An 11,207-nucleotide genomic window follows, 5' to 3' on the forward strand; every position below is an offset into this window, starting at 1 on the left:
GGGGATTTCCGGGCCCGCCCCGGCACGGCATCGCACCGACTCAGTGTTTGAACGTGTCCTTCGTCTTTTCCTTGGCCTGGCGGGCGTCGCCCTTCGCGCCCTCGACGTGGCCTTCGGTCTCCATGCGCTCGTTACCGACGGCCTTGCCCATGGTCTCCTTGACCTTGCCCTTGAGCTGCTCCGCCTTGGCCTTGCCCTTCTGGTCACCAGCCATGGGGTATTCACATCCCAACTTTTTCGGTGCGTGGTCGGTATCCGGTTATCCATACCGAAGCCACCCAAACCAGAAAATCCGGAAGTCATGGACTCTCGTCGCTCCTGCGGCCCCGCCCGCGCCGCACCAGCCGGCGGACGACCAGGGCCGCCACCAGCGATGCGGCGGCCACGAGAACGTAACGCTGATAGCGGACGATCTCGTCGTACACGGCGGTGATGTGGCTGCCCGCGACATAGGCCAGCGTGGACCACAGGCCCACCCACAGGGCCGCGCCGAGCGCGTTGAAGGCCAGGAAGCGGTGCCAGGCCATGCCGGTGGTGCCCGCGATGATCCCGTTGGCCTGGCGCAGGCCCTCCACGAAGCGGGCCACCGTGACGATCTTGCCGCCGTGGCGCTGGAAGAACACCTCCGCCGCCGCGAAGCGCTTCGGCGTCAGCAGGATGTACCTGCCCCAGCGCTCCACGAAGGCCCGGCCCCCGGTGCGGCCGATCAGGTAGCCGACGTTGTCGCCGATCACCGCCGCGGCGAACGCGATGGCCGCCACGGCGACGATGTTCAGCTCGCCCGCACCCGCGTAGACCCCGGCGGCCAGCAGGATCGTCTCGCCAGGCGCGGGCACCCCGAAGTCCTCCAGGAAGACGACCGCGCCCACCGCCCAGTAGCCGTAGTGGCCCAGCAGCGGAGCCAGCGGCGCCAGCGGGCCGGGCAGGGGAGGCGGCATGGCGTCACCGTACGCCGCGCCGCACCCCTGCCCCGCTCCGACCTGCGGGAAGGGCGGTCTCAGGGCCGGCCGGCCGTGTCCTGGTCGCGCGGCGTCGCCGGGGCGGCCGGCTCCTCGGACGGCCGCCCCGGTGCCGTATGGGCCCGGCGCCGCCCGGTGACCGCCAGGGCGATCTGGTCGGTGTAGCGCGCGGTCAGCGGGCCGACGACCACCAGGATCAGCACGTACGCCGTGGCCAGCGGGCCGAGGCGGGAATCGATGCCCGAGGTGACCGCGAGACCGGCGATGACCACCGAGAACTCACCGCGTGCCACCAGCGTGCCGCCCGCCCGCCAGCGGCCCCGGACCGAGACCCCCGCGCGCCGTGCTGCCCAGTAACCCGTGGCGATCTTGGTGAGTGCGGTGACGACCGCCAGGGCGAGGGCCGGCAGCAGCACCGGCGGGATGCTCGCCGGGTCGGTGTGCAGCCCGAAGAACACGAAGAACACGGCCGCGAACAGGTCCCGCAGGGGCGCCAGCAGATTGTGCGCGCCCTCGGCGACCTCGCCGGACAGGGCGATGCCGACCAGGAAGGCGCCGACCGCCGCGGACACCTGGAGCTGCTGGGCGAGACCGGCCACCAGCAGGGTGAGCCCCAGCACGACCAGCAGCAGCTTCTCCGGGTCGTCGCTGGAGACGAAGCGGGAGATGACCCGGCCGAAGCGCACCGCCAGCAGCAGCACCAGACCGGCCACCCCCAGCGCTATGGCGAGCGTGATGCCGCCCGCCACGAAGCCCGTACCGGCCAGCAGCGCGGTGACCAGCGGCAGGTAGACCGCCATCGACAGATCCTCCAGCACCAGGATGCTGAGGATCACCGGGGTCTCCCGGTTGCCGATCCGGCCCAGGTCGCCGAGGACCTTGGCGATCACCCCGGAGGACGAGATCCAGGTGATGCCCGCCAGCACGACGGCGGCGATCGGACCCCAGCCGAGCAGCAGCGCCATCACCGCGCCCGGCACCGCGTTCAGCGCGAAGTCGACCAGGCCGGCCGGGTACTGCGTCTTGAGGTTGGAGACCAGGTCACCGGCGGTGTACTCCAACCCCAGCATGAGCAGCAGCAGGATGACGCCGATCTCGGCGCCGATCGCCACGAACTCCTCACTGGCGCCCAGCGGAAGCAGCCCGCCCTCGCCGAAGGCCAGCCCGGCGAGCAGATACAGCGGGATGGGGGAGAAGCTGAGCCGGGCGGCGAGCCGGCCGAGCAGGCCGAGGGCCAGGATGATGGCGCCGAACTCGATGAGGAAGACCGCGGAGGAATGCATCCTGATCACTCCCTGCCGAGGATGCCGGCGGCCGCGTCGACGCCCTCGCGGGTGCCGATCACGATGAGCGTGTCACCGCCCGCGAGCCGGAAGCCCGGACCGGGGGAGGGGATGGCGTCGGCGCGGCGGAGCACGGCCACGATCGACACCCCGGTCTCGGTGCGCATCCGGGTGTCCCCGAGCAGCCGGCCGTTCCAGTGCGAGGTGGAGGACAACGAGACGCGTTCGGCCACCAGGCCCAGCTCGGTGGTCCAGAGGAGGCTGGGGCTCTGGTGCGTCGGCATGAGCGCCCCGGCGACCGCCTCCGCCTCCGCGCCGGTCAACTGCACCGACAGCGCGCACGCGTCGGGATCGTCCTCGCGGTAGGCGCCCAGCGTCCGGGCCCCGTCGCGATGGGCCACCACCGAGAGGCGGCGGTCGTCGCGGGTGGTGAGGTCGTACCGGACGCCGATGCCCGGCAACGGCGTCCTACTCGTACGTGCGGCACCCATGGCGGCCCCCCTGACTCATTTGACTGTTTCTTGGTGCAACCATTACCAAGCACCCTAGCCCGACGGGGCGCGGCCACTGGAAGAAGTCAGTTGGTCAGGGGGTTTATGTCATGGTTTCTGCACTCCTCAGCCGCCGAGGTTGCCCTGTCGGGCGTCGCGCCACAGATCGACCCCGCCGTCCGTGGCGTACTTGTCGATCTCGGCCAGCTCCTCGGCGCTGAAGTCCAGGTTCGCGAGGGCCGCCACGTTCTGCTCCAGCTGCTCGGTGCGCGAGGCGCCGATCACCAGTGAGGTCACCCGCTCGTCGCGCAGCGCCCAGGCCAGCGCCAGCTGGGCCAGGCTCTGCCCGCGCCGGGCCGCGATGTCGTTCAGGGCGCGCAGCCGGCCGCGCATGTCCTCGGTCAGCCAGGACTGGTCGAACGACTTGCCTGCGGCCGCCCGCGAGTCCTGCGGCACGCCGTCCAGGTAGCGGCCCGTGAGGAGGCCCTGCGCCAGCGCCGTGAAGCCGATGACGCCGAAGCCCTCCTCCTCTGCCACGTCCAGCAACCCGTCGGTCTCGATCCAGCGGTTGAGCATGCTGTACGACGGCTGGTGGATCAGCATCGGCGTGCCCAGCTCGCGCAGGATGGCCGCGGCCTGCCGGGTGCGCTCGGCGTCGTAGGAGGAGATGCCGACATAGAGCGCCTTGCCCTGGCGTACGGCGGTGTCGAGCGCGCCCATCGTCTCCTCAAGCGGCGTGCTCGCGTCCAGCCGGTGGGAGTAGAAGATGTCCACGTAGTCCAGGCCCGTGCGCTTCAGCGACTGGTCCAGTGAGGCCAGCACGTATTTGCGCGAGCCGCCGCCCTGACCGTAGGGGCCGGGCCACATGTCCCAGCCCGCCTTGGTGGAGACCACCAGCTCGTCCCGGTAGGGCGCGAGGTCCTGCTTCAGCAGCCGGCCGAAGTTGATCTCGGCAGAGCCGTACGGCGGGCCGTAGTTGTTCGCGAGGTCGTGGTGAGTGATCCCCAGGTCGAAGGCGCGCAGCGCGATCTCGCGCTGGGTCTCGAAGGGCCGGTCGTCGCCGAAGTTGTGCCAGTAGCCCAGCGACAGCAGGGGCAGGTCGAGCCCCGAGCGGCCGGTGCGCCGGTAGCGCATGGTGCCGTCGTAACGAGCGGGGTCCGCGACGTGGTTCATCGGGTGATCTCCGGGTGATGCCGTAGGGGTGCCGCCGGAAACGGGGCTGACCCACCCTGCGCTCTCGGCAGCGTGAAGTCCAACCGCCGGACGGCATGGGATTGAGCTGCCTTGTTTCTTAATCATCCCACCGCTGACCTCGGCATTCGCTCATGTGCGTGTGACCGGTGTGACGCGTGCGGCCATGGGCAGCAGGATGGACACGGGGCTGATGCCCCGGTGCGACCGGAAAAGAACCCATCCGGTGACACCGACGGCGAAGGGAGCGGCAGTGAGCGATGCTCTGCCCGACGGAGAGCGGCCCTCGGACATGAAGAGGAAGACCTCCCAGGCCGTGACGGACCTTCCTCACCAGGTCCGCGAGGAGCTGACCCGCAGGCTGAGCCGCAATCGGGGCGCCTTCGGCAAGGACGACGTCCAGGTCGTCGAACCACCTCTGCTCAAGCGGGCCGTAGGCGCCTCGGCGCTCGGCAACTGCATGGAGTGGTTCGACTTCGGCGTCTACAGCTATCTCGCCGCCACCCTCGGCAAGGTGTTCTTCCCCGGCGCCTCCCCGGGCGCGCAGGTGGTCTCCTCCTTCGCCACCTTCGCCGCCGCCTTCGTGGTGCGCCCGCTCGGCGGACTGGTCTTCGGGCCGCTCGGCGACCGGCTCGGCCGCCAGAAGGTGCTGGCCACCACCATGATCATGATGGCCGTCGGTACGTTCGCCATCGGTGTCATCCCCAGTTACGCCACCATCGGCATCGCGGCCCCCGTCCTGCTGCTGGTCGCCCGCATGGTGCAGGGCTTCTCCACGGGCGGCGAGTACGGCGGCGCGACCACGTTCGTCGCCGAGTACTCCCCCGACCGGCGGCGCGGCTTCCTCTCCAGCTGGCTCGACTTCGGCACCTTCGTCGGCTACGCCCTCGGCTCCGCCCTGGTCACCGTGCTGAACCTGCTCCTGACGGACGCCGAGATGCTCTCCTGGGGCTGGCGCGTCCCGTTCCTGGTCGCGGGCCCGCTCGGGGTGATCGGCCTCTACATGCGGCTGAAGCTGGAGGAGTCTCCGGCCTTCCAGCAGCAGCTGGACGAGCACGAGAAGAGCCTCGCCCAGGAGTCGGCCGGCAGTGAGTTCAAGGACATCGTCAAGAACCACTGGGCCGCGCTGCTCATCTGCATGGGCCTGGTGCTGCTGTACAACGTCACCAACTACATGGTCACGGGCTATCTGCCGACGTACCAGACCGAGACCCTGCACCGGTCCAGCGGTTCGGCGGATCTGCTGGTGCTCATCGGCATGGTGTGGATCGTCGTCCTGATCACCTTCCTGGGCCGGCTCAGCGACCGTGTGGGCAGGCGCCCGCTGTACGGCTGGGCCGCCGCCGCCATGATCGTGCTGGCGATCCCGGCCTTCCTGCTGATCAAGGCGGAGGGCACCTGGGCGCCGATCCTCGGTGTGCTGATCCTGGCCACCCTGCTGGCCTTCTTCGCCGCGCCGAGCGCGGCCACGCTGCCCGCCCTGTTCCCGACCGCCGTCCGGTACGCGGCCATGGGCATCGGCTTCAACCTGGCCGTGGCCGCCTTCGGCGGCACCACCCCACTGGTGACCGCCGCGCTGGTCGACGTCACCGGCGACGACCTGATGCCCGCCTACTACCTGATGCTGGCCGGTGTCATCGGCCTGATCACGGTGAGGTTCCTCCCCGAGAGCGCCCAGGTCCCCCTGCGCGGCTCGCAGCCGATGGTCGGCTCCGACGCGGAACGGCATGAACTGATCACGACGTCCGAGGAGCTGTACGCCCTGGCGAACGAGCCGCGGGCCGGGGACCGGAGCTAGCCTCCCGAGACGCACGCAAGACCCCTCGTCGGCCCTGTGGCGACGGGGGTCTTCGCATGTCGGAACGCCGACTCCGGTGCCTCGGACGGGACTTAAGGGGAGATTAATCGAGGATTAAAGGTCGCCCGGAACGGCTGTCGTTTGTTCAGGTACCCGTGGTCCATGGGTGATTTGAGAGGTTGCCGGGTCGGTCGGAACCGGGGGACCGAGGCGTATGGTCGGGTCCTGCCGGTGGTGCCCGCCGTGCGCGTGAGAGCGCTCTCAGACGCAGGGTCCGGTGTGTGCGGTGTGCCCTTCCGGCGTTCGTCCCTTCCCCCACGGTCGAGGGCGTGCCGGTACGTCCCCCCACAGAGAAACAGGGTGTTCCTCTCATGGCTGGTCATCGTTCACGCCGCCGGTCCCACCGCGGACTCATCTCCGCGAGCGCCGCCGCGCTCGCCGCCGGTGTGCTGCTCACCACCGCGGGACCCGGCGCCCACCGCGCCGACGCCGCGCCGGCGGCCGCACCGAGCTGGTCCGACGACTTCGACGGCGCCGCCGGCAGCGCGCCGGACAGCTCCCGCTGGACCCTGGAGACGGGCGGCGGCGGCAACGGCAACCACGAGTTGCAGTACTACACCGACAGCACCGACAACGCCGCCCTCGACGGCAACGGCAACCTGGTCATCACCGCCCGCAAGAACACCGACCCCGACCTGAACTGCTGGAACGGACCCTGTCAGTTCACCTCCGCGCGGCTGAACACGGCGCGGACCTTCACCCAGAAGTACGGCCGCTTCGAGGCCCGCGTCAAGATCCCGCGCGGGCAGGGCATCTGGCCGGCCTTCTGGATGCTGGGCGACGACCTCGGCAGCACCGGCTGGCCGAACAGTGGCGAGATCGACATCATGGAGAACGTCGGCAAGGAACCCGCCACCGTCCACGGCACCATCCACGGCCCCGGCTACTCCGGCGCGGGCGGTATCGGCGCCGCGTACGACCTGCCCGACGGCAAGCCGTTCGCCGACGACTTCCACACCTTCGCGGTCGACTGGAGCCCCTCCGGCATCACCTGGTCCGTCGACGGCCAGAACTACCAGACCCGCACCCCGGCCGACGTGGGCGGCAACAAGTGGGTCTACGACCACCCCTTCTTCGTCATCCTCAACCTCGCGGTCGGCGGTGACTGGCCCGGCGGCCCCGACGCCGGTACGTCCTTCCCGCAGACGATGACCGTGGACTACGTCCACGTCTCCGCCCAGAACTGAGGCCCGGACGCCGGGAGTCGCCGGACCCCGGCCCCCTCGACCGTCCCTGTGCCGTCCCGGCCCCGGCCGGGTGCGTCCCCCACTGCAAGGAGCTCCCCCGCATGTCGCCTCGTCACCAGCGCAACCTGACCCGCCGCAAGCTGATGTTCGCCCTGGGCGGCGCGGCCGTGGCCATCCCCGCGGGCGCCGCCATCGCGCCCTTCGCCCTCGCCGACCAGCCGGGTGACAGCGGCGGCGACAGGACCCGCGCGGCGTCGGGTTCGCTGCCGGTGACCGTCGTCAACAACAGCGGCTCGTTCGGCAACGGCTCCGTGAACGTCTACGTCGTCGGCAACGCCGACGGCAAGCAGGTCCGCCTCAAGCAGGACGGCACCCTCGCGCCCATCGCCGTCTCCGACAACGGCGCCGACGGCTTCACCGACTACGCGATACCGCTCGCGGCCAGTGGCGAGACCAAGCTGTCCCTGCCGTTCATGTCGGGCCGTATCTACGTCTCGCTCGGTGACAAGCTGAAGATGAAGGCCGTCACCGACGGCAACGGCGACGCGGCGCTCCAGTTCCCGGCCGGCTGGGTCGAGTCCGACCCCAACTTCGGTGTGCTGCACGACTGCGCGGAGTTCACTTACAACGCCGCCGGCATGTTCTGCAACACCACGATGGTCGACATGTTCAGCGTGCCGCTGAGCATCCGTCTCACCGGGACGAAGGACCAGACGACCGGCGGCATCCGGGACGGGGGCCGCGCCGCCGCGTTCGCCGCGGTCAAGGAAGTAGCGGACTTCTCCAGGCTGGTCGTCGGCGACAAGCGCATCATCGCGCCGGGCCACGGCCTGGACGCCGGGCTGTTCGCCAAGGACTACTTCGCGCCGTACATCGACGAGGTGTGGTCCACCTTCACCGGCAAGGACCTGAGGATCACCACGAACGCCGGCACCTTCACCGGCCGGGTCCGCGGCGACCGCTTCACCTTCGACGGCCCGGCCCCGGTGTCCTTCGCCAAGCCCTCCACCCGGGACGTCCTGTTCTGCGACGGCAACCTCGCCGCACCCAACGACGGCACCACCGGCCCCGTGGCCGCCGTCCTCGGCGCGGGCTTCAACCGCTCGACGCTGCTCACCGACACCGCCCAGCCCAGCACCGACCCGGCCGCCTTCTACCAGGGCGAGCTGACCAACCACTACTCCAAGGCCGTCCACGCGGCCACCGAGGACGGCAAGGCGTACGGCTTCGCCTTCGACGACGTCGCCGACTTCGCCTCTTTCATCCAGGACACCGCCCCCTCCGGCTTCACGCTCACGCTGACGGCGTTCTGACCCGTCCCGCACGGCACTGCTCCCCGCCTCGCCCGGGACGGGGAGCAGCGAGACTCGTGTGCCCCCTCGGCTCGGCCACCGGTGCGGCCGATCCGTCCCGCTGAAGCGAGCCGTCCGGGCTGCGGGACCGCCTCCGACGTACGGTTTCGACCGGCGGAAACGGTCGAAACCGCCCGGAGGAACCATGACGCAGGCCGCGGGTCGCGAGCCCCGCACCACCAAGGGCCTCAACGGACACATGCTGATGGCGGCGGTGGTGTCGGCGATCAGCGGCCTGCTGTACGGCTACGACACGGGCATCATCTCGGGCGCGCTCCTCCAGATCTCCGAGGAGTTCCACATCGGGAACACCATGAAGGAGACCATCGCGGCCGGCATCCTGCTGGGCGCCGTCATCGGCTCCCTCAGCTGCAGCGTGCTGTGCGAGCGCTTCGGGCGGCACCGCACCATCCTGCTGATCTGCTGTGTGTTCATCGTGGGCAGCCTGACCTGCGCGGTCGCTCCCTCCGCCGTCGGCCTGGCCCTCGCCCGCGTACTGCTGGGCTTCGCGGTCGGCGGCGCCACCCAGACGGTACCGATGTACGTGGCCGAGCTGGCGCCCAGGTCCATCCGCGGCCGACTGGTGCTCTGCTTCCAGCTCGCCATCGGCGTCGGCATCGTCATCGCCACGATCGTCGGCGCGAGCGAGGCGGTCTCCTGGCGGGTGTCGATCGGCGCCGCCGCCGCACCGGCGCTGGTGATGCTGCTCGGCCAGCTGCGGCTGCCCGAGAGCCCCCGCTGGCTCATCCTGCGCAAGGGCGACGCGGAGGGCGCGGAGGAGGTGCTGAAGGAGGTACGGCCCGCGGGGTACGACATCCGCTCCGAGCTGGACGAGATCAGCGCCCTGGCCCGCCGTCAGCAGCGCACCGACGGAGCCGGCAGGGATGGCGCGGGCTGCGGCAGGCGTGGGTGCGCCCGGCGCTGGTCGTCGGGTGCGGTATCGCGGTCTTCACCCAGCTCTCCGGCATCGAGATGATCATCTACTACGCGCCGACCATCCTCACCGACAACGGCTTCTCCCGCTCCGCCGCGCTCCGGGTCAGCGTCGCGTTGGCGTGGTCTACCTGGTGATGATGATCGTCGGCCTGTGGATCGTCGACAAGGTCGGCCGCCGCAGGCTCACCCTGGTCATGGTGCCGGGCGCGGCGGTCAGCCTGTTCGTCCTGGGCGGCTTCTACATCACCGGGCACGGCACCCGCGCCTACGTCTCCGCCATCGTGGCCTGTCTGCTGGCCTTCATGTTCTTCAACGCCGGCGGACTCCAGCTCATGGGCTGGCTCACCGGCTCCGAGATCTACCCGCTCTCGGTGCGGGCCGCCGCCACCAGCGTCCAGTCGGCCACCCTGTGGAGCACCAACCTGCTGATCACCCTCACTCTGCTCAGCATGATCAGCGCCTTCGGCGTGGGCCAGGTGTTCTGGATCTACGCCTGCTTCAACGTCGCCGCGTGGCTGTTCGTGTGGCGGAAGATGCCGGAACTCACCGGGCACAGCCTTGAGGACATCGAACAGCACCTGAAGAACCAGGAGTTCCAGCCCGAGGACTTCGCCCGCTCCTGAGGGGCCCTCAGCTCGTCGGCCGGAAGCAGGCCGTGATCTCCTTGCCGCGCGGGCAAGGGTAGGCGCCCCAGCTGTCGGCCAGGGCGTCCACCAGCAGCATGCCCCGGCCGCCGGTCGCGGCGCTGTCCGGCCTGCGCTGCTCCGGCAGGTGCGGTGAGGCGTCGTGCACGGTGACATGCAGGCACTCGCTGTCCCAGGTCAGCACGAGCTGTGCGGTGGCCTGGGCGTGCACATGGGCGTTGGTCACCAGCTCGGACACGGTCAGCAGCACCGCGTCCACCGTCTCCGGCGCGCTCCGCGCCCAGTCCAGGCTCTCCAGATGCTCCCGCGTCCAGTCCCGCGCCGTCTTCACGCCACTGCTGACGGGCAGGGACCGCGCCCATCCCACGGCCCGCAGAGAGGACCCGTTCACAGAAGATTCGTCCACGCTCATGACACCCGCCTTCCCCGCGATCGCCCCGGCACCCCGCCGGAACGCTTGACTTCGTGAGCACTTCAAGTGATCAGCTGTCCGGTGTCCAGAACCACGTGTCCATGACCACGTGTCCATGACCACGTGTCCATGGCCACGTGTCCATGGCCACGTGTCCACGTACACCGAGGGGGATCACCATGAGCGACTCACCGGTCGCACTCATCACGGGCGGCGGCAGCGGTATCGGGGCGGCCGTGGCCCGGCAACTGCTCGACGCCGGTCACCGGGTGACCGTCACCGGGCGCGGCAAGGACCGGCTGCGGGAGTTCGCCGCGAGTGCGGGCGACCCCGGGGGACTGCTGACCGTGCCCGGCAGCGCCTCGTCGTACGACGATGTCCGGGACGCCGTGGACCGCACGATCGAGACCTACGGCCGGCTGGACACGGTCATCGCCAACGCCGGTGTCGCCACGCACGACTCCGTCGCCGAAGGCGATCCGGCGGGCTGGAGCGAGATGGTGCTGACGAACGTCCTCGGCCCGGCGCTGCTCATCCGCGCCTCCGTCGACGCGCTCAGGGAGTCCCGCGGCCGGATCGTCCTCATCGGCAGCGTCGCAGGGTTCGTGAACACCCCGGGCAATCTCTACGGCGCGACGAAGTGGGCGGTCACCGGCCTCGCGGAGAACACCCGGCGCCAGGTCACCGAGTACGGCATCGGCGTCACACTGGTCGCACCGGGCCGGGTGGAGACCCCGTTCTGGGACGGCTACGGCAGCCTGCCGCCGGGGCGGCTGCTGACCGCCGGTCAGATCGCCGACTCCGTGGTGTGGGCGATCCGGCAACCGGCCGGGGTCGACATCAACACCGTCGTCGTACGCCCGGTCGGGCAGCCGAACTGACCCGGTCGAACGG

At 70.2% G+C, this 11,207-nt stretch carries 12 protein-coding genes and 1 pseudogene; 7 read left to right on the forward strand and 6 right to left on the reverse strand.

Annotation, left to right across the window (positions count from 1 at the left end):
- Positions 1 to 40: 40 nt before the first annotated feature.
- The 5 genes from ACFWN1_RS27460 to mgrA form a co-directional block, all read right to left on the reverse strand.
- Positions 41 to 214: a CsbD family protein gene (locus ACFWN1_RS27460; protein WP_384367396.1), complete on the reverse strand. Its 174-nt coding sequence runs from the start codon at positions 212 to 214 to the stop codon at positions 41 to 43.
- Between the two features lie 85 nt (positions 215 to 299).
- Positions 300 to 938: a DedA family protein gene (locus ACFWN1_RS27465; protein ID WP_384367399.1), complete on the reverse strand. Its 639-nt coding sequence runs from the start codon at positions 936 to 938 to the stop codon at positions 300 to 302.
- A gap of 59 nt (positions 939 to 997) precedes the next feature.
- The gene (locus ACFWN1_RS27470) at positions 998 to 2,242 is read right to left on the reverse strand and encodes a cation:proton antiporter (RefSeq protein WP_384367402.1); all 1,245 of its coding nucleotides are present in this window, start codon (positions 2,240 to 2,242) and stop codon (positions 998 to 1,000) included.
- Positions 2,243 to 2,247: 5 nt separating this feature from the next.
- On the reverse strand, positions 2,248 to 2,733 hold the full coding sequence (locus ACFWN1_RS27475) for a cation:proton antiporter regulatory subunit (RefSeq protein ID WP_384367405.1): 486 nt from the start codon (positions 2,731 to 2,733) through the stop codon (positions 2,248 to 2,250).
- A gap of 126 nt (positions 2,734 to 2,859) precedes the next feature.
- A complete protein-coding gene (gene mgrA, locus ACFWN1_RS27480) occupies positions 2,860 to 3,906 on the reverse strand; it encodes an L-glyceraldehyde 3-phosphate reductase (protein ID WP_384367408.1) in 1,047 nt (348 codons plus the stop codon).
- Between the two features lie 310 nt (positions 3,907 to 4,216).
- Here mgrA and ACFWN1_RS27485 point away from each other — a divergent pair, with 310 nt between their 5' ends.
- From ACFWN1_RS27485 to ACFWN1_RS27510, 6 genes and pseudogenes are all read left to right on the forward strand, one after another.
- Positions 4,217 to 5,722, forward strand: coding sequence for an MFS transporter (locus ACFWN1_RS27485; RefSeq protein WP_384367428.1), 1,506 nt, complete (start codon positions 4,217 to 4,219; stop codon positions 5,720 to 5,722).
- 371 nt (positions 5,723 to 6,093) lie between these two features.
- Positions 6,094 to 6,966: pseudogene (locus tag ACFWN1_RS27490) on the forward strand (family 16 glycosylhydrolase); the annotation flags it as partial.
- A 104-nt stretch (positions 6,967 to 7,070) separates the two neighbouring features.
- Positions 7,071 to 8,282, forward strand: a complete 1,212-nt coding sequence (locus ACFWN1_RS27495; RefSeq protein WP_384367411.1) for a beta-1,3-glucanase family protein — start codon at positions 7,071 to 7,073, stop codon at positions 8,280 to 8,282.
- Positions 8,283 to 8,466: 184 nt separating this feature from the next.
- Positions 8,467 to 9,297 (forward strand): MFS transporter, encoded by an 831-nt coding sequence (locus ACFWN1_RS27500; protein ID WP_384367413.1) that lies wholly within the window; start codon positions 8,467 to 8,469, stop codon positions 9,295 to 9,297.
- Positions 9,231 to 9,392 (forward strand): MFS transporter, encoded by a 162-nt coding sequence (locus ACFWN1_RS27505; RefSeq protein ID WP_384367416.1) that lies wholly within the window; start codon positions 9,231 to 9,233, stop codon positions 9,390 to 9,392. Before ACFWN1_RS27500 ends, ACFWN1_RS27505 begins: the two co-directional genes overlap by 67 nt.
- Complete coding sequence (locus ACFWN1_RS27510; protein WP_384367419.1) at positions 9,377 to 9,880, forward strand: MFS transporter; 504 nt, start codon at positions 9,377 to 9,379, stop codon at positions 9,878 to 9,880. Before ACFWN1_RS27505 ends, ACFWN1_RS27510 begins: the two co-directional genes overlap by 16 nt.
- 7 nt (positions 9,881 to 9,887) lie before the next feature.
- On the opposite strand, the gene ACFWN1_RS27515 is transcribed toward ACFWN1_RS27510, so the two are convergent.
- Positions 9,888 to 10,292, reverse strand: coding sequence for an ATP-binding protein (locus ACFWN1_RS27515; protein ID WP_384367422.1), 405 nt, complete (start codon positions 10,290 to 10,292; stop codon positions 9,888 to 9,890).
- Positions 10,293 to 10,492: 200 nt separating this feature from the next.
- Here ACFWN1_RS27515 and ACFWN1_RS27520 point away from each other — a divergent pair, with 200 nt between their 5' ends.
- Positions 10,493 to 11,194 carry an SDR family oxidoreductase gene (locus ACFWN1_RS27520; protein WP_384367425.1) on the forward strand — a complete coding sequence of 234 codons (702 nt, stop codon included), beginning with the start codon at positions 10,493 to 10,495 and terminating at the stop codon, positions 11,192 to 11,194.
- The last annotated feature ends 13 nt before the right edge of the window (positions 11,195 to 11,207 follow it).

Origin of the sequence: Streptomyces sp. NPDC058459 (genome assembly GCF_042721685.1) — a bacterium.
Classification (GTDB): Bacteria; Actinomycetota; Actinomycetes; order Streptomycetales; family Streptomycetaceae; genus Streptomyces.